Source organism: Paracoccus sp. KKT209 (genome assembly GCF_055635455.1).
The window spans coordinates 65,377-91,172 of record NZ_CM145758.1; the positions used below are offsets into that span (position 1 = coordinate 65,377).

The following is a 25,796-nucleotide window of genomic DNA, read 5'->3' on the forward strand; positions in this document are numbered from 1 at the left end:
GCTGCCTCGTCAGGCGTTCATCGAGTCGAAGAACTCGGCATTGCTCTTGGTCTGCTTCAACTTCGAAATGAGGAACTCGACCGCATCGGTCGTTCCCATGGGATTGAGGATCCGGCGCAGCAAATAGGTCTTTTGCAGGTCCTTGCTGTCCACCAGCAATTCCTCTTTCCGTGTGCCGGACTTCAGGATGTCCATGGCCGGGAAGACGCGCTTGTCGGCCACCTTGCGGTCCAGCACGATCTCGCTGTTGCCGGTGCCCTTGAATTCCTCGAAGATGACCTCGTCCATGCGCGATCCAGTGTCGATCAGCGCAGTCGCAATGATGGTCAGGCTACCGCCCTCTTCGATATTGCGGGCAGCGCCGAAGAAACGCTTGGGCCGCTGCAACGCATTGGCATCGACACCACCTGTCAGCACCTTGCCCGAGCTGGGCACCACAGTGTTGAAGGCACGACCAAGTCTGGTGATCGAATCAAGAAGGATCACCACATCTCGTTTATGCTCGACCAGGCGCTTGGCCTTCTCGATGACCATTTCGGACACGGCCACATGACGGCTGGCCGGTTCATCGAAGGTCGACGAAACAACTTCGCCCCGCACGCTGCGCTGCATGTCGGTGACTTCTTCGGGCCGCTCGTCGATCAGCAACACGATCAGATAGCATTCCGGATGATTTTTCTCGATCGAATGCGCGATATTCTGAAGTAGCACGGTCTTGCCGGTCCGCGGCGGGGCCACGATCAGCGAACGCTGGCCCTTGCCGATCGGCGACACCAGGTCGATGATCCGGGCGCTGCGATCCTTCAGGGTCGGATCCTCGATCTCCATCTTCAGCCGCTCGTCTGGATAAAGCGGCGTCAGGTTGTCGAAGGCCACCTTGTGGCGCGCCTTTTCGGGATCCTCGAAATTGATCCGCTCGACCTTGGTCAGCGCGAAATATCGTTCGTTCTCGCCCGGCGCACGGATCACACCTTCCACGGAATCACCCGTGCGCAGCGAATGCTGCCGGATCATGTCCGGGCTGACATAGATGTCGTCCGGACCAGGCAGATAGTTGGCTTCGGTCGAGCGCAGGAAGCCGAACCCGTCCTGGACAACCTCCAGCACGCCTTCGCCGCCGATGTCCCAGCCTTCCTCGGCATGCTCCTTGAGGATCGAGAACATCATCTCGCCCTTGCGCATGGTCGAGGCGTTCTCGATCTCCCATTCTTCCGCCATGGACAGCAGATCAGCGGGGCTCTTGGCCTTCAGCTCGGACAGGTTGAGGCGTTCTTCGGTCATATTGGCGCAAACTTTCGGCCGCGCCACTCATGGGGCGGCACAGGGAATGTGTTCGGAGAATCCCGCACCGGACGGCCGGGGTTGCGGCGCAGATAAGCCCCCGCCCGCCACGAGTCAATCTTTTCGATCAGAACTTGACGATGACGGCGCTGACGATGGCGATCATCAGCAGCGTCGGAATCTCGTTCATCAGCCTGTAGGTCCGTCCGGTCTGCGGCCTTTCGGCCGCGAGATTCCGGCGCTCCCGTGCGCACCACATGTGAAACCAGGTCATGCCCAGAACCGCCGCCGCCTTCACCCAGGGCCAGATCATCGTCCAACTGACGATTCCCGGCGTCATCACCAGCGTCAGGCCGCTGATCCAGGTGGCGATCATCGCCGGGTTCATGATCAGGCGCAGAAGCTTGTCCTCCATGATGACAAAGCTGCCGACCGGCTCGGCCAGGTCACCACGCCGTTCGGCGTGATAGACGAACAGCCTGGGCAGATAGAACAGGCCAGCCATCCAGGAGATGACTGCCATGACGTGAAACGCCTTCACGTAGGGATAGATCACGGGCAGCCAGTCGATCATCGGAACCTCACTCTCCTTCACTTAAATAAAAAGGATAAAGAAGGAAATGTTGTTGAAGTAGGGGCTGTGGATAGCGGGATCATCGCGTTGTTCACCGCGATTTCCTCAGAATCAGTGCCTGTGGACAACCTTGTGGTCAAACGGCCGCGCAGGCGGAAAATTATTTGTAAACAAATACCTCCTGTGTGGATAATCTTGCGGATAATGATCCTGCCCCAAACTTGTCCACAATAGGGGTGGCTGCAGGTTTCATCTTGTCCACTTGTGGAGAACAGGTTCCCGTTCCTCTTTTGTTCAAGGCGAGATTCAGTCCCTGAAAGGCCTTGACGGACTTGCCACCAGCCGCCGGCCCGATTCCTCCATGGAACTGTCCACAGAACGGTCCTCCATGCCACCAGACCCTCAAAGCTGAAGCAAAAATCGCGGTTAGGTCTTTTTTCTCAGGAACATGCCGCCTAGTCTGGGCGGCGGACGGGGCCTTGACCCCGGGGCACATGACAAAGCGAAGATGACCGAGGATTTTCCTGCCAGTCAGATCAGCCACGCCCCCCTAGCCGGGGTCATCGGCATGCCCATCGCGCATTCGCGCTCGCCCCGGCTTCATGCGCATTGGCTCGGGCGCTATGGCCTTGCGGGACATTACATCCCGATCCCCGTCATGCCCGAGCATCTGGCCGAGGTGCTTCGCATCCTGCCGCGCGCGGGCTTTGTCGGGGCGAATGTCACGATCCCGCACAAGGAAGCCGTGCTGACCCTGGCCGACACGGTGACCGACCGCGCGGCACTGATCGGGGCCGCCAATACGCTGATCTTTCGACCCGACGGCAAGATCCACGCCGACAACACGGATGGATACGGCTTCATCGCGAACCTGCGCCAGAACGCGCCGGATTGGCAGCCGGATCTGGGCCCGGCAGCGGTCATCGGGGCCGGCGGGGCGGCACGCGCGGTGGTGGCGTCGCTGCTGGACAGCGGCGTCCCGGAACTGAGGATCACCAATCGCACCCGCCTGCGGGCCGAGCAGATCAAGGCGGAATTCGGGGCCCGGCTGGTCGTCTATGACTGGGCCCAGGTTGGCAACATGCTGGAAGGCGCGACGACCGTGGTCAATGCCACCTCCCTGGGGATGGAGGGCAAGCAGCCGCTGCGGGTGCCCCTGGATGCGCTGTCGCCCGCGGCGCTGGTCACGGATCTTGTCTACACACCGCTGCTGACGCCCTTCCTGGCCGAGGCGCAGGCACGGGGCTGCCAGGTCGTGGACGGGCTGGGGATGCTGCTTCACCAGGCCGCACCGGGGTTCGAGCGCTGGTTCGGCCACCGTCCCGATGTCGATGACGAGGCGCGCCGGGTCGCCTTGGGATGAGCTTTCTGCTTGGCCTGACCGGCAGCATCGGAATGGGAAAATCGACAACGGCGCAGATGTTCCAGGATCTGGGCCACCCGGTCTGGGATGCCGACGACGCGGTTCATCGCCTTTATGCGCCCGGCGGGGCTGCGGTCGGTCCGGTGGCGGCGGCGTTTCCCGCAGCACTGCGCGACGGCGGCATCGACCGCGGGGCGCTGAAACATGCGCTGGCCGCCGATCCGGGTGCCCTGACCCGGCTGGAGGCGCTGGTTCATCCCCTCGTGGCGCAGGATCGGCAGCAGTTCATCGCGCGACATTCCGGCGCGCCGCTGGTCGTGCTGGACATCCCCCTGCTGTTCGAAGGCAGGTCGCCGCCGCAGCTGGACGGCGTGGCTGTCGTCTCGACCGATGCACAGACGCAGAATGCGCGGGTCCTGGCGCGGCCGGGCATGACGGCCGAAATGCTGGAATTGATCCTTGCACGCCAGATGCCGGACGATCAAAAGCGGGCGCGGGCGGATTGGATCATCCCCACCGATACCCCCGACGCGGCCCGTGCGGCCGTTGCCCGCATCGTCAAGGAGGTCACTTCCCATGCGTGAGATCGTTCTGGACACGGAAACCACCGGCTTCGATGCGGAGGGTGCCGACCGCATCGTCGAGATCGGCGCACTGGAACTGATCAACCACCTTCCGACGGGGCGGACCTTCCACGTCTACATCAACCCGGAACGGTCGATGCCCAAGGAGGCCTTCGACGTCCACGGCCTGGGCGACGACTTCCTCCGCGACAAGCCGAAATTTGCGGAAATCGCCGCAGGATTCATCGACTTCATCAGCGACGACGCCAGACTGGTGATCCACAACGCCGCCTTCGACATGAAATTCCTGAACGCCGAGCTGAGGCGGGCCGGGCATCCCGTCCTGCCCTGGTCGCGGGCGCTGGACACCCTGATGCTGGCGCGGGAAAAGTTTCCCGGCTCTCCGGCCACGCTGGACGCGCTCTGCCGTCGCTTCGGCGTCGACAATTCGGGGCGCGACCTGCACGGCGCGCTTCTGGACAGCGAATTGCTGGCGGAGGTCTATCTGGAACTGATCGGCGGCCGCCAGCCCGACCTGGTGCTGGACCAGCCTGGCACCGCGGCCGCCGGCGCGGGCCTGGGCAGCGAAGGCCCCTCCCGTCCGCGCCTGCCCCGCCCGCGGCCCCTGCCGCCCCGCCTGACCGCCGCCGAAGCCGAGGCGCATGCCGCCTTTGTCGCCAAGCTGGGCGAAGAGGCGGTCTGGGCGCGCTTCGCCACGACCTGACGGCAGCCTTGCACGCCCGGCTGCCGCACCCCATGCTGATGCAAACGTGAAGCGGGGCCGGATGCTGGACTGGATGCGCGAGATCGGCTCGTTCTGGGCCTCCATCTTTGAACGGATGGACAAGACGCACATGACCCTGATCGCGGCGGGGGTGGCCTTCTATGCCATGTTCGCCGTCTTTCCGGGCCTGGCCGCGATCATCGCCCTCTGGAGCCTGTGGTTCGATCCGCTGGTCGTCATGACCTATCTGGATGTCGCGCATGAATTCCTGCCCAGCGGCGCGTCCGAGATCGTGGACGACCAAGTGACCGCGCTGACCTCGAACGGGCAGACCTCGATGGGCTGGACCTCGTTCCTGTCCTTTCTCATCGCCACGATCGCGGCGCGGGCTGGGGTGGATGCGCTGATCCGGGGGCTGAACGCCGCCTATGGCGTGCGCGCGCATTCGACGATCTTCGGCTTTGTTCTCGCCTATGCGTTGACGCTGGTGATTGTCGGCATCTCGTTGGCCGGGCTGGCCACGATCGTGTTCGTGCCGCTGGTGCTGAACTTCTTCGTCTTTGCGCCTGTCAGATCCTGGCTGGTCACCGCCCTGCCCTGGGCCGGGATGTTCCTGCTGGTCATCCTGACCATCGGCATCCTCTACCGCTATGGTCCCAACGTGAAAACGCCCAGGACGCCGATCTTCACCTGGGGCGCGCTGTTCGCGGCCGTGCTGTGGTCGGCGGGGTCAATCGCCTTTTCGGCCTATCTCAGCAGCTTCAACAGCTACAACCGCATCTACGGCTCGATCGGGACGGTGATCGCGCTGCTGATGTGGTTCTATCTGGCGGGATTTTCGGTGCTGGTGGGTGCGCTGATCAATGTGGAACTGGCACGTCGCCGCCGCCTGCAGGCCGCGCGCGAGGCCCGCCGGGGCTTCAACGAGCTGCTGGCCGAGAAGCGCAAATGAAAAGGGCGCCCCAAGGGGCGCCCTTCGCAATTCCGCCAGAAGGTCCTCAGACCTCCAGACCCTCGGTCGAGGCAAAGAACATCGCCTGGCTGACGGCCGAACGAACCTGCTCCTCGCTGTAGGGTTTCGAGATCAGGAAGGCTGGTTCCGGGCGGTCACCGGTCAGCAGCCGCTCGGGAAAGGCGGTGATGAAGATCACCGGGATGTCTCCCATGCTGGACAGCAGCTCGTTGACCGCATCCACGCCGGACGACCCGTCGGCCAGCTGGATATCCGCCAGGATCAGGTCCGGGCGATGCTTGCCGGCCAGTTCGATGGCCGCCGTATGGGTGCGGGCGACGCCCGTAACCTCGTGGCCCATGGCCTGGACGATCCCCTTGATGTCCATGGCGATGATCATCTCGTCCTCGATCACCATGACCTTGCCGCGCAGCGAGCTGCCCATCTCGTTCAGGGCGATCTGCACCAGCTCCTCGGCTTCCGAAGGCTCCACCTGCATGACGCGGGCGATCTGGTCGGTACGCAGCTCCTCGATCGTGCGCAGCAGCAGCGCCTCGCGGGAGTTGGGCGTCAGCCCGCGCAGGTGGTCCTGGGCCCGCTTTTCGCGCGTGCTCATGTCGGCATCGGCCACCGGCTGGCCTGAGCTCTGCCAGATCACGTGGAAGGTCTTGAACAGCGCAATGCGCAGGTCATCCTCGCCATCCAGCACGGACCGGTCCGTCAGGATCGCCTCCAGCGTCGCGGCGGCATAGTTGTCGCCGGCGCTTTGGCTGCCTGTCAGGGCGCGGGCGTAGCGGCGCAGGAACGGAAGTTCGCGCCCGATGGATTGGGCCAGGTCGGCAGCTGTCATCACGCAGTCCTCTTAATTCGCATATTGCAAGGAACCATCTTGACCCCCTATCGGTTGCATCCAGTGCGCACAAGAATGTCGGGACTAACACGAATATGACACCCAAACGAGACGACCGTCGGAGAGCGGCAGTGGAAAAGCAAATCGATGAGAACCTCAAGAGGGTTTACGAACAAGACGCCACTGACGAGATCCCCGACCGGTTTCTCGAACTGCTCAAGAAGCTGCAGGACCAGGGATGATCCTCTCCCGACCTTGCAATTCCAGCTTCTCCTTGTGCCACGGTAACGAGCTCGTATGACCCAATCAGCAACGCCCCACCCTCGCGACCAGCTGGTGGATCACCTGCCCGCCTTGCGGGCTTTTGCACTTTCGTTGACCCGTGAAGGTGCCTCGGCCGACGATCTGGTGCAGGACACCATCGTCAAGGCCTGGACGAACATGGACAAGTTCCAGGCGGGCACCAACCTGCGCGCCTGGCTATTCACCATCCTTCGAAACACCTTCTATTCCGCGCGGCGCAAGACCAAGCGTGAGGTCAGCGACAGCGACGGCATCCACGCCGCCCGCCAGGCCACGCGTCCCGACCATGACGGTCGCCTGGCGCTGAAGGATTTCCGCACCGCCTTCGAAAAGCTGCCCGACGAACAGCGCGAGGCGCTGATTCTCGTCGGTGCGTCGGGATTTTCCTACGAGGAAGCCGCCGACATGACCGGTGTCGCGGTGGGCACGGTCAAGTCGCGGGCCAATCGCGGGCGCCGCAAACTGGCCGAGTTGCTGCATCTTGAACAGGGGGAAGAGCTGAACATGACCGATCAGGCCACCCTTGCGGTAATGGCGCAGAACAACTCCAGTTCTCGCTGAGGCGGGGATGTTGAGGCGGATCGCCGACCGGCTGGACTTCACCCGGCGCCTTGGCTTTCGCCTCGGCGCCTTGTTGTCGGTCGCGATCCTGCCCATCGGCCTGATCTCGCTGGTCCAGAACCTGCACCTTTCGCGCGAGGCGGAACGCAGCGCCGAAATCGCCCTTCTGGGGCGGACCGCGTCGGCGGCCGCGGGCGAACGGGCGCTGCTGCAAAGTGCGCTTGGATCGGCCGACGCGCTCGGCCCCGCCGTTCTGGAAAGCCTGGACCGGCCGGAGCTGTGCGCCGAGCTTCTCAGCAATTTCGTCCAGCGCAGCGGGACCTATCGCCATGCCGCCTTCGTGCCGCTGCACGGCGTGGTCGAATGCACCTCGGCCCCACGCGAGATGCTGCCCCTGGACCTGTCGGGGGCGGACTTCGTGCAGGATTTCCTGCAGGCCCCGATGACCACCGTCACTGCACTCAGCACGGGTCCCGTCAGCGCCGAGCCGATCGTGATCGTGATGCAGCCCCTCTACCAGAACCGCGAACTCCTGGGCTTCACCGCCCTGTCCCTGACGCAGGAGCTGCTGCGTTCGACCCATGCCATGGATTTCGGCACCGAGGGCGCGCGGATCCTGACCTTCAACAATCTCGGCGATATCCTCAATGCCGACGGCGGCACGGACGACTCCCAGCAGCTGCTGCCCAAGGGTATCAGCCTCGTCAGCCTCCTGGGCCGGGGCGAGACCAATTTCCGCGCAGAGGCCAACAACGGCGAGACGCGCGTCTTCACGGTGGTGCCGGTCGTTCCCGGCCTGGTCTATGCCCTGGGCAGCTGGAGCCCGCGCATCGCCGGCATCGGCGTCTTCCAGCTGACCCGCTTCGGTGCCGTGCTGCTGCCGACGGCGCTGTGGGTGGTGTCGCTGGCGGTGGCTTATTTCGCCGTGTTCCGGCTGGTGCTGCGCCACATCACCGTTCTTCGCGGGCAGATGCGCCGCTTTGCCATCGGCAACCGCGAGACCGCGCCCCCCGTCCTGGAAGGCGCCCCGACCGAGATCATGGATGTCAGCCAGACCTTCCATAACATGGCCCGCATCCTCATCCGCGACGAGGAGGCGATGGAACAGGCCGTGGCCGAAAAGACGGTCCTGCTGAAAGAGGTCCATCACCGGGTCAAGAACAACCTTCAGCTGATCGCCTCGATCATCAACATGCAGAGCCGGCTGATCCAGCACGACGATGCCAAGCGCGTGCTGCGGTCGGTGCAGGATCGCGTCGCGGCCCTGGCCACGATCTATCGCAACCTCTACCAGGCCGAACAGCTGGACGCGGTCGAGGCGGATCAGTTGATCTCGGACATCATCTCGCAGCTGACGAATGTCTCGCATGGGGCGGGCCGCGATCTTCAGGTGGACCTGAACATCCAGCCGTTGACCATGCTACCCGACCAGGCCGTGCCGCTGACCCTGCTGGCGACCGAGGCCTTCACCAATGCTCTGAAATACGCGGGCAGCGCGCCGGGCAGTGCCCCTTGGGTCCGCGTGTCGCTGACCTCGCCCGAGCCCGGCCGGGGCCTTCTGGAGATCGAGAACTCCACCGGCGAGCAGCCGCAACGCGGCGGAACCGGCCTCGGCAGCCAGCTGATCGAGGCCTTCTCGATGCAGCTGGAAGGCGAAACCAGCACCCGCTACGAGGACGGCTCCTATCTTCTCTCGCTGTCCTTCAAGCTGACGCACAGCAGCCACAACGCCGGAAACAGCCCCCGCCAGGTGGTCCTGACCTCGGCCGCGCGGGCCGGATCGCGGCATTAGCGTCGCGTCACGGGCAAATCTTCATGCCGCTGCACCACCTGCGCTTGCGCCACGGCCCCGCTGGTCTATCTTTCCGACATGGATGACCGCGAACAGGACTATGATCTGGCCACCGGGCAGGGCTTGATCGCTTGCCCCCGCTGCGACGCGCTGCATGTCGAGGAAGAGATGGATCCGGGCGAAACCGCGCGCTGCATCCGCTGCGGCTCGGTGCTGGCCAAGCCCCGCGAAGGAGCCTTTGCGCAGCTGATCGCCCTCTCCTTCACCTCCATGGTGCTGCTGGTGGGGGCGGTCTTCTTTCCCTTCCTGGAAGTTTCGACCATGGGCTTCGGCAATGCCAGCTCGCTTTTTGACGTGGCGCTGGCTTTTGCCGAAGGGGTGCTGCTGCCCCTGGTGCTGGCCGTGCTGGCGATGATCATCGGCCTGCCCATCGCGCGGGCCTTCCTGCTGGTTTACACCCTGGCCCCGCTGGCGCAGGGGCGTCCCCCGTTCCGTCATGCCGCCCGCGCCTTCCGCTGGTCCGAGATCATGCGCCCCTGGTCCATGGCCGAGATCTTCGTGATCGGCACGGCCGTCGCCCTGGTCAAGGTCGCGGGCCTGGCCACGGTCCATCTGGGGCCCGCCTTCTGGGCCTTCTGCGCCCTGATCTTCGTCAATCTCGCGTCGCGCGCCTTCATGTGCCAGACCTCGATCTGGGACGCGATCGAGGATGCGGGGCTCAGGACAGACTTCGACGCCGCCTCCCGCCGGGGGGCCGGCGCATGAGCGTCCTGGACCCCGATCACGCGGGCCCGGTCATGACCGCCCACCGCGCCGGGCTGATCGGCTGTCACAGCTGCGGCCGGGTCTGGCCTGCGGAACACCGGCGGTGCAACCGCTGCGGCGCCCATCTGAAACCGCCCGACCGGCGCGGGCTGCAGGCGGTCTGGGCCTGGTGGCTGGCCGGCCTGATCGCCTATATCCCCGCCAACCTCTTTCCGATGATGCGCACCCAGACCTTTGCGGGACTGGCCGGCAACTCCGAGGCGACGATCGTCGGCGGGGTGATCGAGTTGATCCACCACGGCAGCTACGACATCGCGATCATCGTCTTCGTGGCTTCGATCATCGTTCCGGTTGGCAAGTTCATCGCCATCGCCTGGCTGGCCATCGTCGCCGGGCGCCCTGCCACGGTCGACCAGGCGCATACCCGGCTGAAGGTCTATGAAGTGGTCGAATTCATCGGCCGCTGGTCAATGATCGACGTCTTCGTGGTCGCCATCCTGTCGGCACTGGTGCAATTGGGCTTCGTGGCCTCGATCCATCCCGGCCCTGCTGCGGTCTCTTTCGCGGTCTCGGTTGCCTTCACGATGCTTTCCGCGCAAAGCTTTGATGCACGTCTGATCTGGCGAGGGCTTCCCCTGCGCAGCAAGAGCGACTGACACCGGACACTCCCACGACCGCCAAGGACCACGACGCGATGACCGACAGCCCCCCGCCCCTGAAACCGGCCAGCCCGGTGCGCAAGACCGCTGCGCGCGCCGCGCAGGCGGGGGTCAATGTCATCTGGATCGTGCCCATCGTGGCGCTTGTGGTGACGCTTGCCATCGCCTGGAATTCCTTCCGCGACCGGGGCAGCCTGATCGAGGTCGAATTCGCGGATGCCACGGGCATCACCCCGGGCGACACCACCCTGCGCTTTCGAGAGATCACCGTGGGCCGGGTCGAGGGCGTCAAGTTCACCGAGGATCTGTCGCGCGTGGTCGTCTCGATCCGCGTCGATGCCGATGTCGCGCAATATATCGACGAAGAGGCCTCGTTCTGGATCGTGCGGCCGCAGGTGACGGCGCAGGGCGTGACACGCCTCGACACGGTCCTGACGGGCGCCTTCATCGAGGGCTACTGGGATGCCGAGATCGCCGGGGATGCGACGCGCTTCGTGGGGCTGGACCGCCCGCCGCTGATCCGCAGCGACCAGCCGGGCACCTGGGTGACGCTGTCGATGGAAAGCGCCGACGGTTTGAGCGAAGGGGCGCCAGTCCTGTTCCGGGGCGTGGAGGTGGGCCGGGTCGAGAACATCCACCTGGCACCGGGCGACGACCAGGTCCTGGCCGACGCCTTCATCGAGGCGCCCCATGACGGCCGCCTGACCACGGCCAGCGTCTTTTGGGACACGTCCGGCTTTTCGCTGTCGCTTGGCGCGCAGGGGGTCTCGTTCAACGTGAACTCGCTCTCGTCGGTGCTCCAAGGGGGCGTCGCCTTCGACACCATCGTCAGCGGCGGCAACCCGGTCGAGCCGGGGCATGAATATACCGTCCTGCCGGACGAAGGCGCCGCCCGCAGCACCCTTTTTGCCAGCGATGATGCCGAGCGGCTGCGCGTGGGCATGCTGATCGACGATTCGTTGCAGGGCCTGTCGCGCGGGGCGGACGTGCAGTTCCAGGGGCTGCGGGTCGGTCAGGTGGTCGATTTGGCAGTGACGGTCGAAAACGACGACGCGCAGGGCGCGCCCGTGGTCCGGCAGCTTGTGACCATGGCCATTTCGCCGCGTCGGATCGGACTGCCGGACGATGCCACCGCCGAAGACGCCTTGGCCCTGCTGACCGAGGAGGTGGCTGCGGGCCTGCGGGCCCGCGTGGCCAGCGCGGGTTTCCTGGGCACGTCGCTGATGGTCGAACTGGTCCAGATTCCCGGCGCGGAACCGGACCTGATCGACATGGAAACCGGACCGAACCCGCTGATCCCCTCGGTCGAGGGGGACCTGGACGATTTCACCGCCAGCGCCCAGGGGCTGGTCGAGCGGATCGGCAACCTGCCCATCGAAGAGGTCCTGAACGCCGCCCGCGACACGCTGGACAGCATCACGGCCCTTGCCAGCGCGCAGGACACGCGGGCCATCCCCGGCGCCCTGCGTCAGGCGATCGAGGAGGGCGGCAGCGCCCTTGCCGACATCAGCGGCATCACCGGCGACCTGCGCGCGGCCGACAGCGGCCAGACTTTTGCGCGGATGCTGGACGAAGCCTCGGCTGCCTTCACCGCCGTCACCGAGGCCGCGACCGACGTGCCCGGCATGGTGGACCAGATCGACGCCGCCGCCGCCGCCGTCGAGGAATTCGCCTTTGCCGAGATCAGCGCCCAGGCCGAAGGCATCTTGGCCGACCTGCGCTCCATGCTAGGCAGCGAGGATGCCGAACAGCTGCCCCGGAACCTGTCGAACGTGCTGGAGGCCGCGGCCGGCCTGCTGAACGACCTGCGTGACGGCAACGCCGTCGGCAGCCTGAACAGCGCATTGGACTCCGCCAGCACGGCTGCCGACCAGATCGCGACCTCGGTCCAGCAGCTGCCGCAGCTGATCCAGCGCCTGCAGGCGACCGCCGGGCGGGCCGAGACCTTGTTCGCCAGCTATGGCGATCGGTCTGCCTTCAACAATGAACTGCTTGGCGCGCTGCGCGAACTGCGCCGGGCCACCGCCTCCATCGGCTCGGTCGCGCGGCTGATCGAGCGCAACCCCCGCGCCTTTATTCTGGGACGATAGACATGACGCTGCCCGCTGCCCCGCTTTGCCTGCCGCTGATCGCCCTGCTGGGGTCCACCCTGCTGGGCGCCTGCTCGAATCCGGAAGACACCGGCCGCTACCTGATCGACCCGCCGACGGCCGGGATCAGCGTCGCCAACCGCCTCGGCACGGCGGAACTGAAGGACGTGTCGCTGCCCGATTACGCCTCGGACCAGGAGGTGGCCTTCCAGACCGATGACGGTGCGGTCCGGTCGAACCCCGACAACCTCTGGGCCGATACCCCTTCGCGCGCCTTCACCATCGCCCTCGCGCGGGCGATCAGCGAAGTTTCGGGCGCCACCGTCATCGGCGAGCCCTGGCCCCTGGCCGAACCCCCGGCCCGCGTGCTGGAGGTGCGGGTCGAGCGTGCCTTGGCCCAGACCAACAATGTCTATCGGCTCAGCGGGCGGTATTTCGTGGCCGATGACGGCCTCTCGGGCAGCGGCACCAACCATGCCCGCAGCTTTGACATTTCGGTCCCGATGGCAGCGCAGACCCCCGCCGCGACGGCGGAGGCGGCGGGCCAGGCGATATCGCTGCTGGCTCAGCAGATCGCGACGCTGTCGGGGCCCGGCGCGACCATCGCCACGCGCCAGCCTGCCGCCGCCGACCCGTTCGATCTGCCGCCGCTGTTCTAGGCCAGGGCGTCCAGCATCTGCCGGTGCAGGCGCGGGCCGGCGACGACCAGCCCGTCCACCTGCGCCCGCGTGCTGTTGAAGCGCATTGGGTGGCCCCGGCGGTCGCTGACCTGGGCGCCGGCGCGTTCGGCAATCAGGCTGCCCGCCGCGATGTCCCATTCCCAGGCCGCCCGCAGCGACAGCGCCGCGTCGAACCGCCCTTCGGCGGCCAGACACAGCCGCCACGCCAGCGACGACCGGAACTCGCGCCGAAAGGCGGGCGCCGGCCCGCGCCAGTGATGCAGCTCGGAGACGGCCCTATAAGTCAGCACCCGGGCGCCCGCGATATCGCGGTCGGTCGGCGCGATGGGCCGGCCGTTCAGCAGCGCCGGGCCTTCTGCAAAGGCGGTATAGGTCAGGTCCAGCACCGGCAGGTGAACCACCGCCGCGATGATCCGCTCTCCCTCGGCCACGGCCAGCGAATGCGAGAAACCGTCCTGCCCGTCGATGAAGGCGCGGGTGCCGTCGATCGGATCGATGATGAAGCACCGCCGGGCGTCCTGCCGGGAGGGGTCCGCCTCGCTTTCCTCGGACAGCCAGCCGTAATCGGGCCGGGCGCCCATCAGCCGGGCCTGCAGCGCGTCGTTGACGGCCAGGTCGGCCTCGGTCACCGGACCGGCGCCGTCGTCCTTGTCCCAGGTGACCGGGTCCCGGCGCCAGAAGCGCATCGCGATCCGCCCCGCCTCGGCGGCGGCCTCGGCCAGCAGGTGCAGGTCGGCCTCAGGCCCCTGCAACGGTCATGCCTTCGACCAGCAGGCTGGGCGCCTCGATGCCGCGCCAGGGCAGCGCGTCATTGGCCGCGATCAGCGTCATCAGCATCTCGCGCAGGTTGCCGGCGATGGTGCATTCATTGACCGGATAGGCGATCTGGCCGTTTTCTACCCAGAACCCGGCCGCGCCACGGGAATAGTCGCCCGTGGTGCCATTGACAGACGCCCCCAGCATCGAGGTCACGACCAAGCCGCGCCCCATCTGGGCGATCAGTTCGTCCTGGCTGAAGTGGCCCGGCGACAGGATCACGTTGCTGTGGCTGGGTCCGGGCGCCGAGGCCAGTCCGCGCGCCGCCGAGGCCGTGCTCTCCATCCCCAGCTTGCGTGCGGTGGCCAGGTCCAGCGTCCAGCCCTGCAGCACGCCCGCAGCCACGATCCTGCGCGCGCGGGTCGGCAGCCCCTCGGCGTCGAAAGGGCGCGACGAGGGATAGCGCGGGCGCAGCGGGTCCTCGGTCAGGTCCATGCCCGCAGGCAGCACCGCTTCGCCCAGGTCGCGCCGCAGCCAGCTGGCGCCGCGGGCGATGGCCGACCCGTTCACTGCCGCCAGCAGATGCCCGATCAGCGAGGCCGAGACGCGGCTGTCATAAAGGATGGGAAACGCGCCCGTCGGCGGCTTGCGCGCGCCCGCCCGGGCCAGCGTGCGTTCGGCGGCCAGCAACCCGATCTGTTCGGGGCTGGGCAGGTCGGCGGCAAAGACACGGGATTCACCCGCATAATCCCGCTCCATCCTCAGCCCCTCGCCGGTGATCGCCACCGCCGACAGCGCATGACCCGTGCGGGTGTAGCCGCCCGAAAACCCGTTCGAGGCCGCCAGCCACATCCGCCGGTGGCTGTAGCTGGCATTGGCGCTCTCTACCTGAGAGATGCCCGTGACCGACAGCGCGGCCGCCTCGGCCCGCAGGGCCATGTCTTGCAGGGCGGCGGGCTCGGGCTCGGCCGCCTCTTCCGCGATCTGCAGGTCCTGCGCGTCGCGATGCACGGCCAGTTGCGACGGGTCCGCCAGACCCAGGTTGTCGTCCACCGGCGCCTCGCGCGCCATGGCCACGGCGCGCGCCGCCATCTGCGCGATCGCATCCGCCCCGTGGTCCGACGACGACACCGCCGCCTGACGGCCGCCGATCAGCACGCGCAGGCCGATCTCGACGCCCTCGGCCCGCTCGGCCTGTTCCAGCCCGCCGGCCCGCACGTCGATCCCGACCGACCGGCCATCCACTGCCAGGGCATCGGCCTGATCCGCGCCGGCCTGCCGGGCCGCCTGCACCAGCGCCTCGGCCAGGTTCTTCAATCGGTCGGGATCGGTGGGGTTCAGGCTCATGCGGTTCTCGTGCTGTGGTGCCACAATGGAACGGGCCGGAAGATGCCCCCCGGCCCCAAGCCCCGATACGGGGCGGTTACTTGACCTGCTGGCCGTTGGCGTAGATCGAGCCGCCCTCGACGAATTTCAGCTCGGTCTGCAGCTGGTCGGGCTGGCCCTCGACCGGACGGGCGAACATCGCCAGCATCATCCGCGCGCCCATCAGCTGTTGCTGCGGCACAAGGCCCATGGCCACCAGGTTGTCCATCAGCCCGTTGATCCCCGAGAAGGTCCCGGTGATCGTGCCCACCGGCTGGCTGGGATCGTCGCCGAAGGTCAGCTGCCCGTCCAGTTCCGCATTTGCGCCCAGTGCGTTCAGCGACAGGTCGTTGATCGTCAGGCTGCGGGGCGACATCGGCATCTGGGGCGTCTCTTCGCCCTCGGCAAAGTCCGGGTTCAGGAAGCTTTGTGCCAGAACCGCCATGCCCTCCAGGTCCAGGGTCAGGTTGGCCGGATCGCGCGGCAGGCTGTTTTCGGGGTCGAAGGATTGCCAGATCGCGTCGTCCAGGGTCAGCCCCTTGAGGGCATAGGACAGGGCAAAGGGCTGTTCCTCCTGCGAGGCGACGGTCGGAAAGGCCAGCCGGAACGCGTTCTCCTCGACCGCATAGGCCAGGGGGAAGGGCATCTCGGACGAGGTGATCCGCGTCTCGATATCGGCGGCGCTGGCCTCGTAGATCAGGCCGTCGTCGCTGATCGCCACGGCCACGCTGGCCTTGTCGGCCGCAAAGCTGCCTTCGCTGTCCTGGCCCAGGCCTTCCTCATCGGTGGTGCTGGACTGGAAGCTGCCGGACAGGGCGCCCATCGTGAAGGTGCCCTGGCCCGCGAAACCCGCCGCAAGGGCAGCCTCGGGCTGCGAGGCAAAGTCGATCTCGCCGCCCGGTGCGGAACCGGTGCCGGCGACTGCCAGATCCTTGATGCTGACGGTCGCGGCAAAGCTGTCGGTGGCACCAGAGGCGCCTTCGACCTCGGACGGTCCCTCAGCCTTGATGGACAGATCGGCGGCGGCGGCCGTGGCCTCAGTGGACTGTTCGCTGCTGCCGTCGGCGGCGCGGCGGCTGGTCTGGCGGCCCTGGATGTCGGTGACGGTCACCTTGACCGGCGTCTCGTTCGCCGTATCCAGCGCGCGCCCTTCCACCGTCAGCGTGGGCATCGTAAAGCGATGCTCCATCTCCTCGGGGGTGCCGGAGGAAATGATCTCGTTGCCCGGCGCCTCGATGGCCAAGGCAAAGCCCACTTCCTCGCCGTCGGAATCGGTGTCGCGCATCTGGGTGCTGATGGGTCCTTCGACGACCGACCGCACATCGCCGCCCTGCTGCTGCAAGACCAGCCCGGGCACGGAAATGCTGGCATCCGCCGCGTCTGCATCGGCCGAGCGCAGGGTGATCTCGCTCAGCGTCAGGCTGTCGCCCGAGGCCTGCTCATCGCCCACCTGCACCTGATAGCCCATCTCCTCGTAGCTCTGGCGCAGATTGTCCCAGACCTGGGCGGGGGTGACATCGGCCAGCACCGGGGCCGCGCCCAGAACCAGCGCGATGGCCGAGGTTGAAAGGGAGCGGAACATGGCAGATACCTTTCGCAATCGGAGGAGTCCGTGGCATTCCTGACACAGTGGCGCTGAAAGGGAAAGGGAACAAGTCGTGATCCAAAGCCAGCAGCGCGGGGGCCTGTCCCTGCTGACGATCGACCGCCCGGAGAAGGCCAATTCGCTGACCGGTGCGATGCTGCGCGACCTGACCGCGGCCCTGGACCGGGCCGCCGCCGCCGGGGCGCAGGCGGTGATCCTGTCGGGCACGGGCAAGGTCTTTTCCGCCGGGGCCGATCTGAACGAGGCGCGCGCCGGGCTGGCCACCGCGCCGGAATGGGAGATCCTGTCGGCGCGCCTGGCCGCGATGCCCTGCCTGACCATCGCGGCGCTGAACGGCACCCTGGCGGGGGGTGCCTTCGGCATGGCCCTGGCCTGCGACATCCGTCTGGCCGTCCCCGAGGCACGGTTCTTTTATCCCGTGATGAAGCTGGGCTTCCTGCCGCAGCCAAGCGATCCGGCCCGGCTGGCGCGGCTGGTCGGGCCGGCCCGTGCCAAGATGATCCTGATGGCCGGCGCCAAGATCGAGGCACCCGAGGCGTTGGCCTGGGGCCTGATCGACCGCATCCTGCCGGGGCCCGACCTGCTGTCCGCCGCCGAGGCTTTGTCCGCGGATGCCCTGGCCGCCGCCCCCGCCCATGCCGGCGCAATCAAGGCGATGGTCGACAAGACCTAGCCCCCGCAAACCCGGCCCGCCGCAAAGATCGGGCTAGGCGCCGGGCGGTGGGAACGATGTTCCGGTCCTGCCGTTACCCGTGACATGCCCTTCCCTCGGGACGGCGCGGGGCGGCGATGCGGTTCTTATTTCCGCGCTGACGCTTGCGATCCTCCGGCCGGACCCGCACCTCAAGGGGCAAGAACACAAAGGAGAATTCCGATGCGCAACCTCGCCGTCGCCGCCGTTCTGGCCCTGACGACCGCCCTTCCCGCCGCCGCCGACACGATCCGCGTGGGCATGTCCGGGGGCTATTTCCCCTTCACCTTCACCCGCGCGGATGAGCTGCAGGGTTTCGAGGTCGACTTCCTGAACGCCATTGCCGAGGAAACCGGCGACGAGGTCGAGTTCGTGACCATGTCGTTTTCGGGGCTGGTCGGCGCGCTGGAATCCGGGCGCATCGACACGATCGCCAACCAGATCACCATCACGCCCGAGCGCGAGGCCAAGTTCGCCTTTACCCAGCCCTATGTCTATGACGGGGCGCAGGTGGTCGTGAAGGCCGGCAACGAAGAGGAGATCACCGGTCCGGAAAGCCTCAAGGGCCGCTCGGTCGCCGTGAACCTGGGGTCGAACTACGAACAGCTGCTGCGCGAACTGCCCTATGCCGAAGAGATCGACATCCGCACATATGAAAGCAACATCGAGCAGGACACTGCCCTGGGCCGGGTCGATGCCTTCGTGATGGACCGCGTCTCCTCGGCGCAGGTGATCAAGGAAAGCCCGCTGCCGCTGGCGCTGGCGGGCCAGCCGTTTTCCGAGATTCGCAACGCCCTGCCCTTCCGCAACGACGCTGAAGGCCAAGCCCTGCGCGACCGCGTCGACGCCGCCATCACCACGCTGAAGGACGACGGCACGCTGGCCGAGATCTCTCAGAAATGGCTGGACGCGGATGTGACCGCCCCCGCCGAAGGTGGCGCCGGGTCTGAGACGGCCGAAGCTGCGACCGAATAAGCGATGAGGCCGCTGGACACCGCCTATATGCTGGACCTGGTGCCGGTGATCGCGAATTATGTGCCGCTGACGCTGTTCATGGCCATCGTGGCCATGATCGCGGCACTGGCGCTGGCCGCGATACTGGCCATCGTCCGCGTGCTGCGCATACCGGTTCTGGACCGCGTGGTGGCGGTGTTCATCAGCTTTTTCCGCGGGACGCCGCTGCTGGTGCAACTGTTCCTGTTCTATTTCGGCCTGCCGCAGATGGTGCCCGCGATGACCGGGATCAACGGCGTCACGGCGGCGATCATCGGACTGACGCTGCATTTCTCGGCCTATATGGCCGAAAGCATTCGCGGCGCCATCTTGGGCGTCGACCGCAGCCAGTGGGAGGCAGCAGCGTCCATCGGCATGACCCAGGGCCAGCTTTTGCGGCGGATCATCCTGCCGCAGGCGGCCCGGACGGCGGCGCCGACGCTGATGAACTATTTCATCGACATGATCAAAAGCACTTCGCTGGCCTTCACCCTTGGCGTGACCGAGATGATGGGCGCGGCCCAGAAAGAGGCCGCTGGCAGCTTTCTTTATCTGGAGGCGTTCCTGGTGGTGGCCCTGTTCTATTGGGTGATCGTGGAAACCCTGTCGGTCGGCCAGCGCCGGCTGGAGATGCGGCTTGGAAAGGCGGTGGCGCGATGAAATGCCAGATTGAGATCAGCGGGCTGGTCAAGCGTTTCGGCCAGAACACCGTGCTGGAAGGCATCGACCTGTGCCTGGAGCCCGGAGAGCGGGTGGCGATCATCGGACCCTCGGGGACGGGAAAATCGACGCTGCTGCGCTGCCTGAACTATCTGGACCGTCCCGATGAAGGAATCATCCGGCTGGGTGACCTCAGCGTGGATGCCTCGCACGCCAGCCGTGCCGATGTTCTGGCCCTGCGCCGGCGCACCGGCTTCGTGTTCCAGAACTATGCGCTTTTCGCCAACAAAACGGCGCGTGCCAATATCATGGAAGGTCTGACCACCGTGCGCGGTTGGCCGGATGCTAAAGCACGGGCCAAGGCGGATGACATCCTGTCGCAGATCGGCTTGGCGGATCGTGGCGACAGTTATCCGGCGGCCATGTCGGGGGGTCAGCAGCAGCGGGTCGGGATCGGCCGCGCCATGGCGCTGGACGCCGACCTGATGCTGTTTGATGAACCGACCAGCGCCTTGGACCCGGAATGGGTGGGCGAGGTTCTGGACCTGATCCGACGCATTGCCGACGGCCGTCAGACGATGCTCATCGTGACCCACGAGATGCAATTCGCCCGAGAAATCGCGGATCGGGTTGTATTCATGGAAGGCGGCCGGATCGTTGAACAGGGACCGCCCGAACAGATGTTCGGGCGTGCGCAGGACGACCGGACCCGCGCCTTCCTGCGCCGTGTCGGGTGATCAGAGGCCGGCGGTCCGATAGAACAGGGCCGCGTTCTTCTGGTCGCTGTAGCCGATGCCCGAGGCGATGATGCAGCTGGTGTCATCGGCGCGCGCCGCGACCAGCGTCCAGGTTCCCATTTGGTCGGACCCCCACAACTCGGTCCCGCCGGCCCCGGCCGTGTCCACGGGACGTTCGTTGAAGTCCTTGGCCAGCGTCTTGGCGATCTCGTCGTCGGTGGCGCAATAGGGCTGATCCTCGACCGCCAGTTCCGACACGGGCATGGTCTGCACGTCGTCCAGCAGTGTGGCGGGATCGGTGCCCTGCATCGCGCTCCAGCCTTGGACGGGCTGGTCGGGGCGGCTGGCAGCCAGAGCGGGCATGGCCGTCAGCAGCGCGACGCTGCCGGCCACTGCAAGGCGGGCGATGCGGGGGGCGGTGCGGGTCATGGTCCAAGGCCTTTCATTGGGTTCCGAATGCGGATATGCAGTCAAAACGCAGGATTTGCTGGGCCGGTTCCCGTGACCCCAGGTCACGCCCACGTGCGCGCCAGCACAAGGCGCGCCTCCAGCCCCTCGGGTGCGCGGTGAAATTCCAACCGCCCGCCATGTTGCGCCGCAATGGTCGACACGATCGCCAGCCCCAGCCCGACCCCCGTCGCGCCGCCCGCATTCCCGCCCCGCTGAAAGGCACCGGTCAGCCGCGCCAGGTCGTCCTGGGTCAGGACCGATCCGCGGTCGGTGACGGTCATCCAGGCCTCGTCGGCGTCGCCATCGATCAGCACCACGGCCTCGCGTCCGTATTTCAGCGCATTGTCGATCAGGTTCGACAGCGCGCGGCGCAGCGATGTCGGCTGACCCCGCATCAGGATCGCATGAGATTCCGCCGTCGGCCGGGTCAGGCTGCGCGCGAACAGCGTGCCGGCGCGGGCAGGGCGGGGCGAGGCCCGGCGCAGCGTGACGGGCAGGCCCACATCCTGGTAATCGGCCACCACCGCCTCGGCCAATGAGGTCAGGGACAGGCGGCGAAACGGCTCGGCCCCGATCTCGGCACGGGTATAGGTCAGGACGCCGTCGATCATCGTGGTCATCTCGTCGATGTCATGTTCCAGCCGGGCGCGCAGGGCCTCGTCCTCGATCAGGGCGCTGCGCAGGCGCAGGCGGGTCGCGGGCGTGCCCAGGTCGTGGCTGACGCCCGACAGGACCAGGGCGCGGTTTTCCAGCGCCGCGCGGTCTTGGGCCACATAGGCATTCACGGCCTCGGCGGTCTGGCGCAGTTCTTCGACGCCGCCAACGGGCAGGGCGGCATTGCGGGCGCGGTGGTCGCGCAGGGCGGCGGCAAAGGCCGTGAAGGCGGCCGAGACCTCGGCCACCCAGCCCAGCAGCAGCGCCAGCGCCCCCAGCAGCAGCGCCCCCGCCAGCAGCCGCCGGTCGGGCGGCGCGGCATCGCATCCCCAGACCGGGCTGCCCCGCACCTGGAACCACGGGCCCGTATCCTGCTGCACGAAGAGGCGCGGCTCGCTGCAGAACCTCGCCAGGGTGCGGGTGACCGAGGCCAGCCCCGCTGCTTGGCTGCCGCCGCCCACGCTTTCCACCCCCGCCGCCGGATAGAGGATGTCCGGCGACTGGATGCGGACCGACAGCCGGTCGCCGCGCGACAGGTCGGGCCGGCCGCCGCCGGTCAGCGTGATCAGCGTCTCGCGCCAGCCCTGCGGCGTGACGGGGGCCTCGCGGGTCTGGCTGATCGACAGGCCCTGGGGCAGGGCGCTGCCGTTCTCCAGGCTGTCGTAAAGCGCGAGGCCGGCGATATAGGCGCGGTCCAGATGCGCGCGCCAGGCGGCGTCGCTGGCCATCCACAGCCAGACCGACGCGCCGCCCGCCAGCATCGCCAGCACCACCCACAGGCTGGCCAGCACACGCAGGCTTCCGCGGCTAGGCATCCTCGGACGCCACCTCGGCCGACAGGACATAGCCGGTGCCGCGCTCGGTCCGGATCAGGGCGGGGTCGGTCTTCTGGCGCAGCCGGCCGACCAGCACGTCGATGGCGCGCCCCTCGGCGGCCTCGTCATCGTCCAGCGCGGCGGCGATCTCCTCACGCGTGAGCGGGATCAGCGGATTGGCCAGGAAGACCCGCAGCAGCGCGGTTTCGCGCGAAGACAGCGACACCTGCCAACCGCCGGGCGCCGTCACCTCGTCGCGCCGCGCGTCATAGCGCCAGCCGGCAAAGCGCAACACGCTGTCGCGCCGGCGATGCGACAGGCTGGGCGCGCGGCCCGCTCGGCGCAGCACGGCCCGGATCCGGGCCAGCAGCAGGTCGGGGTTGAATGGCTTGGCGATGTAATCGTCGGCGCCCACCTCGTATCCCGCCATGCGCTGGTGGTCGGCCGACAGCGCGCTGACCATGATGATCGGCACGTCCTGCGCCTCGCGGATCTCGGCGCAGATCTGCACGCCGTTGTCGGGGCCCAGGGAGACGTCCAGCAGGATCAGGTCCACGCGTCCCGACCTCAGCGCGGCCAGCGTGCCGTCGCGGCTGTCCGCCCGGGTGACGTGAAAGCCCTGGCGTTGCAGATAGGCCGCCAGCATGGCGGCCATGTCGGCGTCATCCTCGACCAGCAGCAGGCGGTGCAGGCTCATCCTTGGTCTCCCTCGGGGCCGCAATAGCACCGGCAGGCGAAGCTTCGTAACAGTTTGTAACATAACGCCGCGGAATCTGGCCGCTGCAAGGCTATCCTGCGTTGCGATCATGGCTGCGACTTTGGCATGATGATCCCACACGCGGATCACCGAATCCGCGCGGAGATGATCTGGGAGGATCCATGAACATGAAATCCGTGCTGGCGGCCTCGACCGCCGTGATGCTGGCTGGGCCGGTGATGGCCGAACCCACCGCCGAAGTGCTGCACTGGTGGACCTCGGGCGGCGAGGCCAAGTCGGTTGCCGTCCTGCAGGAGCAGTTCGCGGCCGAAGGCGGCACCTGGACCGACATGCCCGTGGCCGGCGGCGGCGGCGATGCCGCGATGACCGCGCTGCGGGCCCGCGTCCTGTCGGGCAACGCGCCCACCGCCGTGCAGCTGAAGGGCCCGGCGATCCAGGAATGGTACGAGGAGACCGGACTAGCCGATATCGGTTCGGTGGCCGAGGCGAACGGTTGGGCGGAGGTCCTGCCCGCGCAGATCGCCGAGCACATGAAGTGCGAAGGTACCTGGTGCGCGGCCCCCGTGAACGTTCACCGCGTCAACTGGATCTGGGGCAACAAGCAGATCCTGGACGAGCATGGCATCGAGATGCCGACCACCTGGGAGGAATTCAACGCCGCCGCCGAAAAGCTGCAGGCCGCGGGCGTGACGCCGCTGGCCCATGGCGGCCAGAACTGGCAGGACGCGACGATCTTCGAAACCGTCGTTCTGGGCCTGGGCGGGCCCGAGTTCTACCAGAAGGCGCTGGTCGACCTGGACCCCGAGGCGCTGACCTCGGACACGATGAAGCAGGTCTTCGACCAGATGCGGACCATCCGCGGCTATGTCGACGACAACTTCTCGGGCCGCGACTGGAACCTGGCGACCGCCATGGTCATGAACGGCGAAGCCGCCTTCCAGATCATGGGTGACTGGGCCAAGGGCGAATTCCTGGCCGCGGGCAAGGAGCCGGGCGTCGATTTCGTCTGCGCCCAGACTCCGGGCGAAGGCTTCCTCTACAACGTCGACAGCTTCGCCTTCTTCGAGCTGGACGGCGAGGAGAAGCAGCAGGGCCAGGAACTGCTGGCCAAGCTGATCATGGGCCCCGAGTTCCAGAAGACCTTCAACCTGAACAAGGGCTCCATCCCGGCCCGCACCGACGTGGCGCTGGACGACTTCGACGATTGCGCCAAGAAATCTTCGGAAGCGATGAACGCGGGCGCCCAGGACGGCTCGCTGCTGCCCTCCTATGCCCATGGCATGGCGCTCCGCGGCGCGCCGGCCGGTGCGATCACCGACGTGGTGACCGCGCATTTCAACAGCGACATGTCGTCGGAAGACGCCGTGCAACAGCTGGCAGACGCCGTCGCCAACGCGATGTGATGACGGCGTGACCTGCCCCGCGCCCGGGCGAGACGCCAGGGCGCGGGGTTTTTCTTTAGGGGTTTATCCGACATGGAATGGCTTGAACGCAACGTGCCCAAGTTCGTCTTGGCGCCGTCCTTCGTGGCGATCCTGGTCTTCGTCTACGGCTTCATCGCCTGGACCGCCTGGATCAGCTTCACGAAATCCCGCCTGATGCCGCGCTACGAGCTGGACGGGATCGGGCAATACGAACGCCTGTTCGCCGCCCCGCGTTGGGACGTGGCGATGAACAACCTGTTCATCTTCGGCGGCCTGTTCATCGTCATCTCGATGGTGATCGGCCTGATGCTGGCGATCTTCCTGGACCAGAAGATCCGGGCCGAGGGCGTGCTGCGCACCGTCTACCTCTATCCCATGGCCCTGTCGCTGATCGTGACCGGCACCGCGTGGAAATGGATCCTGAACCCGGGCCTGGGCATCCAGGCCGCCGTGCGCAGCTGGGGCTTCGAGAATTTCACCTTCGACTGGCTGATCAGGCCGGAAATGGCGATCTACACCATCGTGCTGGCCGCCGTCTGGCAGGCGTCGGGCTTTGTGATGGCGCTGTTCCTGGCCGGCCTTCGGTCGGTGGACACGGAAATCATCCGCGCCGCCCAGGTCGACGGCATTCCCACGCACCGCATCTATTCCGCCATCATCATCCCGACCATGGCGCCGATCTTTCTGTCGGCCTTCATCGTGCTGGCCCACCTGGCCATCAAGGCCTTCGACCTGGTGATCGCGCTGACCAATGGCGGGCCCGGCTATGCGACCGACCTGCCGGCCACCTACATGTACGCGATGGCCTTCTCGCGCGGGGATCTGGGCCAGGCTGCCTCCAGCGCGATGATCATGATGGGCGTCATCTTCGCCATCGTCGTTCCTTACCTCTATAGCGAATTGAGGCCGCGCCGTGACCAGTAAAACCCTGCTGCGCTGGGGCCTCTATGGCATCCTGATCCTCTTCGCGCTGTTCTACCTGATGCCGCTGTTCGTCATGCTGACGACCTCCCTGAAAACCCTCGAGGAAATCCGCACCGGCAGCCTTCTGGCCCTGCCGCGCGAGATCACCTTCGCCCCCTGGGCCGAGGCCTGGTCCACCGCCTGCGCCGGCACCCAGTGCGAGGGGCTGCGGCCCTTCTTCTGGAACAGCGTCCTGATGGCGGTGCCGGCCGTGCTGCTGTCCACCATCGTCGGCGCGTTGAACGGCTATGTCTTTGCCCAGTGGCGGTTCCGGGGCGCGAACCTGTTCTTTGCCGCGATCCTGTTCGGCTGCTTCATCCCGTTCCAGGTCGTCCTGCTGCCGATGGCGCAGATGCTGGGCCTGATGGGGCTGGCGGGCACCATTCCGGGGCTGATCTTCGTCCACGTGATCTATGGCCTGGGCTTTACCACGCTGTTCTTCCGCAACTACTATGTCACCATCCCCCAGGAACTGGTGCGCGCGGCCAAGGTCGACGGGGCGGGGTTCTTCCGCATCTTCTGGTCGATCTTCCTGCCGATCTCGCTGCCGATCATCACCGTCTCGGTCATCTGGCAGTTCACGCAGATCTGGAACGACTTCCTGTTCGGCGTCAGCTTCAGCGGACCGGGCAGCCAGCCCGTGACGGTCGCACTGAACAACATCGTCAACTCCACCACCGGCGTCAAAGCCTACAACGTGGACATGGCCGCCGCGATCATCGCCGCGCTGCCCACGCTGCTGGTCTATGTCGTCGCCGGCAAATACTTCATCCGCGGCCTGACCGCCGGCAGCGTCAAGGGATAAGC

General features: G+C 66.6%; 27 protein-coding genes. 18 read left to right on the forward strand and 9 right to left on the reverse strand.

Annotated elements, in window-relative coordinates:
* Window positions 1-9 precede the first annotated feature (9 nt).
* Both rho and ACZ2G3_RS00320 read right to left on the reverse strand, forming a co-directional pair.
* Window positions 10-1,281: a transcription termination factor Rho gene (gene rho, locus ACZ2G3_RS00315; protein ID WP_419268587.1), complete on the reverse strand. Its 1,272-nt coding sequence runs from the start codon at window positions 1,279-1,281 to the stop codon at window positions 10-12.
* A 127-nt stretch (window positions 1,282-1,408) separates the two neighbouring features.
* On the reverse strand, window positions 1,409-1,855 hold the full coding sequence (locus tag ACZ2G3_RS00320) for a CopD family protein (RefSeq protein ID WP_470397034.1): 447 nt from the start codon (window positions 1,853-1,855) through the stop codon (window positions 1,409-1,411).
* Window positions 1,856-2,363: 508 nt separating this feature from the next.
* On the opposite strand from ACZ2G3_RS00320, the gene ACZ2G3_RS00325 reads away from it, so the two are divergent.
* The 4 genes from ACZ2G3_RS00325 (at window position 2,364) to ACZ2G3_RS00340 (ending at window position 5,457) form a co-directional block, all read left to right on the forward strand.
* Complete coding sequence (locus ACZ2G3_RS00325; protein ID WP_470397035.1) at window positions 2,364-3,218, forward strand: shikimate dehydrogenase; 855 nt, start codon at window positions 2,364-2,366, stop codon at window positions 3,216-3,218.
* Window positions 3,215-3,802 (forward strand): dephospho-CoA kinase, encoded by a 588-nt coding sequence (coaE, locus tag ACZ2G3_RS00330; protein WP_470397036.1) that lies wholly within the window; start codon window positions 3,215-3,217, stop codon window positions 3,800-3,802. Before ACZ2G3_RS00325 ends, coaE begins: the two co-directional genes overlap by 4 nt.
* Window positions 3,795-4,505, forward strand: coding sequence for a DNA polymerase III subunit epsilon (dnaQ, locus tag ACZ2G3_RS00335; protein ID WP_470397037.1), 711 nt, complete (start codon window positions 3,795-3,797; stop codon window positions 4,503-4,505). Before coaE ends, dnaQ begins: the two co-directional genes overlap by 8 nt.
* Before the next feature lie 61 nt (window positions 4,506-4,566).
* Window positions 4,567-5,457: a YihY/virulence factor BrkB family protein gene (locus ACZ2G3_RS00340; protein ID WP_419268592.1), complete on the forward strand. Its 891-nt coding sequence runs from the start codon at window positions 4,567-4,569 to the stop codon at window positions 5,455-5,457.
* Window positions 5,458-5,503: 46 nt separating this feature from the next.
* Here ACZ2G3_RS00340 and ACZ2G3_RS00345 read toward each other — a convergent pair whose 3' ends face one another.
* Window positions 5,504-6,307, reverse strand: a complete 804-nt coding sequence (locus ACZ2G3_RS00345) for a response regulator (RefSeq protein WP_419268593.1) — start codon at window positions 6,305-6,307, stop codon at window positions 5,504-5,506.
* A gap of 131 nt (window positions 6,308-6,438) precedes the next feature.
* Here ACZ2G3_RS00345 and ACZ2G3_RS00350 point away from each other — a divergent pair, with 131 nt between their 5' ends.
* The 7 genes from ACZ2G3_RS00350 (at window position 6,439) to ACZ2G3_RS00380 (ending at window position 13,136) form a co-directional block, all read left to right on the forward strand.
* Window positions 6,439-6,549, forward strand: coding sequence for a NepR family anti-sigma factor (locus ACZ2G3_RS00350; protein ID WP_419268595.1), 111 nt, complete (start codon window positions 6,439-6,441; stop codon window positions 6,547-6,549).
* A 55-nt stretch (window positions 6,550-6,604) separates the two neighbouring features.
* The gene (locus tag ACZ2G3_RS00355; protein WP_111301306.1) at window positions 6,605-7,171 is read left to right on the forward strand and encodes an RNA polymerase sigma factor; all 567 of its coding nucleotides are present in this window, start codon (window positions 6,605-6,607) and stop codon (window positions 7,169-7,171) included.
* Window positions 7,172-7,178: 7 nt separating this feature from the next.
* Window positions 7,179-8,963, forward strand: a complete 1,785-nt coding sequence (locus ACZ2G3_RS00360) for a histidine kinase dimerization/phosphoacceptor domain -containing protein (protein ID WP_470397038.1) — start codon at window positions 7,179-7,181, stop codon at window positions 8,961-8,963.
* Between the two features lie 78 nt (window positions 8,964-9,041).
* A complete protein-coding gene (locus tag ACZ2G3_RS00365) occupies window positions 9,042-9,728 on the forward strand; it encodes a paraquat-inducible protein A (RefSeq protein WP_470397039.1) in 687 nt (228 codons plus the stop codon).
* Window positions 9,725-10,384 carry a paraquat-inducible protein A gene (locus tag ACZ2G3_RS00370; protein WP_470397040.1) on the forward strand — a complete coding sequence of 220 codons (660 nt, stop codon included), beginning with the start codon at window positions 9,725-9,727 and terminating at the stop codon, window positions 10,382-10,384. The genes ACZ2G3_RS00365 and ACZ2G3_RS00370 overlap by 4 nt, the downstream gene beginning before the upstream one ends.
* Window positions 10,385-10,422: 38 nt before the next feature.
* Window positions 10,423-12,477 (forward strand): PqiB family protein, encoded by a 2,055-nt coding sequence (locus ACZ2G3_RS00375; RefSeq protein ID WP_470397041.1) that lies wholly within the window; start codon window positions 10,423-10,425, stop codon window positions 12,475-12,477.
* A 2-nt stretch (window positions 12,478-12,479) separates the two neighbouring features.
* A complete protein-coding gene (locus tag ACZ2G3_RS00380; RefSeq protein ID WP_470397042.1) occupies window positions 12,480-13,136 on the forward strand; it encodes a PqiC family protein in 657 nt (218 codons plus the stop codon).
* On the opposite strand, the gene ACZ2G3_RS00385 is transcribed toward ACZ2G3_RS00380, so the two are convergent.
* The 3 genes from ACZ2G3_RS00385 to ACZ2G3_RS00395 form a co-directional block, all read right to left on the reverse strand.
* The gene (locus ACZ2G3_RS00385) at window positions 13,133-13,843 is read right to left on the reverse strand and encodes a 3'(2'),5'-bisphosphate nucleotidase CysQ (protein WP_458478748.1); all 711 of its coding nucleotides are present in this window, start codon (window positions 13,841-13,843) and stop codon (window positions 13,133-13,135) included. The two genes, ACZ2G3_RS00380 and ACZ2G3_RS00385, sit on opposite strands and share 4 nt — an antisense overlap.
* A 52-nt stretch (window positions 13,844-13,895) precedes the next feature.
* On the reverse strand, window positions 13,896-15,260 hold the full coding sequence (locus tag ACZ2G3_RS00390) for a TldD/PmbA family protein (protein WP_470397043.1): 1,365 nt from the start codon (window positions 15,258-15,260) through the stop codon (window positions 13,896-13,898).
* A gap of 76 nt (window positions 15,261-15,336) precedes the next feature.
* Window positions 15,337-16,860, reverse strand: coding sequence for a DUF2125 domain-containing protein (locus ACZ2G3_RS00395; RefSeq protein WP_470397044.1), 1,524 nt, complete (start codon window positions 16,858-16,860; stop codon window positions 15,337-15,339).
* Between the two features lie 76 nt (window positions 16,861-16,936).
* Between ACZ2G3_RS00395 and ACZ2G3_RS00400 the strand changes: the two genes are divergently transcribed.
* The 4 genes from ACZ2G3_RS00400 to ACZ2G3_RS00415 all read left to right on the forward strand — a co-directional run bounded on the left by ACZ2G3_RS00400 (window position 16,937) and on the right by ACZ2G3_RS00415 (window position 19,965).
* Window positions 16,937-17,557 (forward strand): enoyl-CoA hydratase/isomerase family protein, encoded by a 621-nt coding sequence (locus tag ACZ2G3_RS00400; protein WP_470397045.1) that lies wholly within the window; start codon window positions 16,937-16,939, stop codon window positions 17,555-17,557.
* Between the two features lie 201 nt (window positions 17,558-17,758).
* Complete coding sequence (locus tag ACZ2G3_RS00405) at window positions 17,759-18,550, forward strand: amino acid ABC transporter substrate-binding protein (protein ID WP_470397046.1); 792 nt, start codon at window positions 17,759-17,761, stop codon at window positions 18,548-18,550.
* Window positions 18,551-18,553: 3 nt separating this feature from the next.
* A complete protein-coding gene (locus tag ACZ2G3_RS00410) occupies window positions 18,554-19,228 on the forward strand; it encodes an amino acid ABC transporter permease (RefSeq protein WP_470397047.1) in 675 nt (224 codons plus the stop codon).
* Entirely contained in the window at window positions 19,225-19,965 is a 741-nt protein-coding gene (locus ACZ2G3_RS00415) for an amino acid ABC transporter ATP-binding protein (RefSeq protein ID WP_470397048.1), read from the forward strand. The genes ACZ2G3_RS00410 and ACZ2G3_RS00415 overlap by 4 nt, the downstream gene beginning before the upstream one ends.
* Here ACZ2G3_RS00415 and ACZ2G3_RS00420 read toward each other — a convergent pair whose 3' ends face one another.
* From ACZ2G3_RS00420 to ACZ2G3_RS00430, 3 genes are all read right to left on the reverse strand, one after another.
* Complete coding sequence (locus tag ACZ2G3_RS00420) at window positions 19,966-20,394, reverse strand: hypothetical protein (RefSeq protein WP_419268611.1); 429 nt, start codon at window positions 20,392-20,394, stop codon at window positions 19,966-19,968.
* Window positions 20,395-20,477: 83 nt separating this feature from the next.
* Window positions 20,478-21,884, reverse strand: coding sequence for a sensor histidine kinase (locus ACZ2G3_RS00425; protein ID WP_470397049.1), 1,407 nt, complete (start codon window positions 21,882-21,884; stop codon window positions 20,478-20,480).
* The gene (locus ACZ2G3_RS00430; protein ID WP_470397050.1) at window positions 21,877-22,581 is read right to left on the reverse strand and encodes a response regulator transcription factor; all 705 of its coding nucleotides are present in this window, start codon (window positions 22,579-22,581) and stop codon (window positions 21,877-21,879) included. Before ACZ2G3_RS00430 ends, ACZ2G3_RS00425 begins: the two co-directional genes overlap by 8 nt.
* Window positions 22,582-22,763: 182 nt before the next feature.
* On the opposite strand from ACZ2G3_RS00430, the gene ACZ2G3_RS00435 reads away from it, so the two are divergent.
* The 3 genes from ACZ2G3_RS00435 (at window position 22,764) to ACZ2G3_RS00445 (ending at window position 25,794) form a co-directional block, all read left to right on the forward strand.
* Complete coding sequence (locus ACZ2G3_RS00435) at window positions 22,764-24,005, forward strand: ABC transporter substrate-binding protein (protein WP_470397051.1); 1,242 nt, start codon at window positions 22,764-22,766, stop codon at window positions 24,003-24,005.
* A 72-nt stretch (window positions 24,006-24,077) separates the two neighbouring features.
* Window positions 24,078-24,950 carry a carbohydrate ABC transporter permease gene (locus ACZ2G3_RS00440; protein ID WP_111301274.1) on the forward strand — a complete coding sequence of 291 codons (873 nt, stop codon included), beginning with the start codon at window positions 24,078-24,080 and terminating at the stop codon, window positions 24,948-24,950.
* Window positions 24,940-25,794 (forward strand): carbohydrate ABC transporter permease, encoded by an 855-nt coding sequence (locus ACZ2G3_RS00445; RefSeq protein ID WP_419268615.1) that lies wholly within the window; start codon window positions 24,940-24,942, stop codon window positions 25,792-25,794. The genes ACZ2G3_RS00440 and ACZ2G3_RS00445 overlap by 11 nt, the downstream gene beginning before the upstream one ends.
* Window positions 25,795-25,796: the final 2 nt, after the last annotated feature.

Bases quoted from the DNA above. Each gene is read 5' to 3' on its own strand.
- ACZ2G3_RS00395 (WP_470397044.1), bottom strand. From the start codon at position 16,860: ATGTTCCGCTCCCTTTCAACCTCGGCCATCGCGCTGGTTCTGGGCGCG.
- coaE (WP_470397036.1), top strand. From the start codon at position 3,215: ATGAGCTTTCTGCTTGGCCTGACCGGCAGCATCGGAATGGGAAAATCG.
- ACZ2G3_RS00390 (WP_470397043.1), bottom strand. From the start codon at position 15,260: ATGAGCCTGAACCCCACCGATCCCGACCGATTGAAGAACCTGGCCGAG.
- ACZ2G3_RS00440 (WP_111301274.1), top strand. From the start codon at position 24,078: ATGGAATGGCTTGAACGCAACGTGCCCAAGTTCGTCTTGGCGCCGTCC.
- ACZ2G3_RS00355 (WP_111301306.1), top strand. From the start codon at position 6,605: ATGACCCAATCAGCAACGCCCCACCCTCGCGACCAGCTGGTGGATCAC.
- ACZ2G3_RS00340 (WP_419268592.1), top strand. From the start codon at position 4,567: ATGCTGGACTGGATGCGCGAGATCGGCTCGTTCTGGGCCTCCATCTTT.
- rho (WP_419268587.1), bottom strand. From the start codon at position 1,281: ATGACCGAAGAACGCCTCAACCTGTCCGAGCTGAAGGCCAAGAGCCCC.
- dnaQ (WP_470397037.1), top strand. From the start codon at position 3,795: ATGCGTGAGATCGTTCTGGACACGGAAACCACCGGCTTCGATGCGGAG.
- ACZ2G3_RS00380 (WP_470397042.1), top strand. From the start codon at position 12,480: ATGACGCTGCCCGCTGCCCCGCTTTGCCTGCCGCTGATCGCCCTGCTG.
- ACZ2G3_RS00360 (WP_470397038.1), top strand. From the start codon at position 7,179: ATGTTGAGGCGGATCGCCGACCGGCTGGACTTCACCCGGCGCCTTGGC.
- ACZ2G3_RS00435 (WP_470397051.1), top strand. From the start codon at position 22,764: ATGAACATGAAATCCGTGCTGGCGGCCTCGACCGCCGTGATGCTGGCT.
- ACZ2G3_RS00410 (WP_470397047.1), top strand. From the start codon at position 18,554: ATGAGGCCGCTGGACACCGCCTATATGCTGGACCTGGTGCCGGTGATC.
- ACZ2G3_RS00325 (WP_470397035.1), top strand. From the start codon at position 2,364: ATGACCGAGGATTTTCCTGCCAGTCAGATCAGCCACGCCCCCCTAGCC.
- ACZ2G3_RS00365 (WP_470397039.1), top strand. From the start codon at position 9,042: ATGGATGACCGCGAACAGGACTATGATCTGGCCACCGGGCAGGGCTTG.
- ACZ2G3_RS00420 (WP_419268611.1), bottom strand. From the start codon at position 20,394: ATGACCCGCACCGCCCCCCGCATCGCCCGCCTTGCAGTGGCCGGCAGC.
- ACZ2G3_RS00425 (WP_470397049.1), bottom strand. From the start codon at position 21,884: ATGCCTAGCCGCGGAAGCCTGCGTGTGCTGGCCAGCCTGTGGGTGGTG.
- ACZ2G3_RS00415 (WP_470397048.1), top strand. From the start codon at position 19,225: ATGAAATGCCAGATTGAGATCAGCGGGCTGGTCAAGCGTTTCGGCCAG.
- ACZ2G3_RS00320 (WP_470397034.1), bottom strand. From the start codon at position 1,855: ATGATCGACTGGCTGCCCGTGATCTATCCCTACGTGAAGGCGTTTCAC.
- ACZ2G3_RS00405 (WP_470397046.1), top strand. From the start codon at position 17,759: ATGCGCAACCTCGCCGTCGCCGCCGTTCTGGCCCTGACGACCGCCCTT.
- ACZ2G3_RS00345 (WP_419268593.1), bottom strand. From the start codon at position 6,307: ATGACAGCTGCCGACCTGGCCCAATCCATCGGGCGCGAACTTCCGTTC.
- ACZ2G3_RS00385 (WP_458478748.1), bottom strand. From the start codon at position 13,843: ATGCGCTTCTGGCGCCGGGACCCGGTCACCTGGGACAAGGACGACGGC.
- ACZ2G3_RS00370 (WP_470397040.1), top strand. From the start codon at position 9,725: ATGAGCGTCCTGGACCCCGATCACGCGGGCCCGGTCATGACCGCCCAC.
- ACZ2G3_RS00375 (WP_470397041.1), top strand. From the start codon at position 10,423: ATGACCGACAGCCCCCCGCCCCTGAAACCGGCCAGCCCGGTGCGCAAG.
- ACZ2G3_RS00430 (WP_470397050.1), bottom strand. From the start codon at position 22,581: ATGAGCCTGCACCGCCTGCTGCTGGTCGAGGATGACGCCGACATGGCC.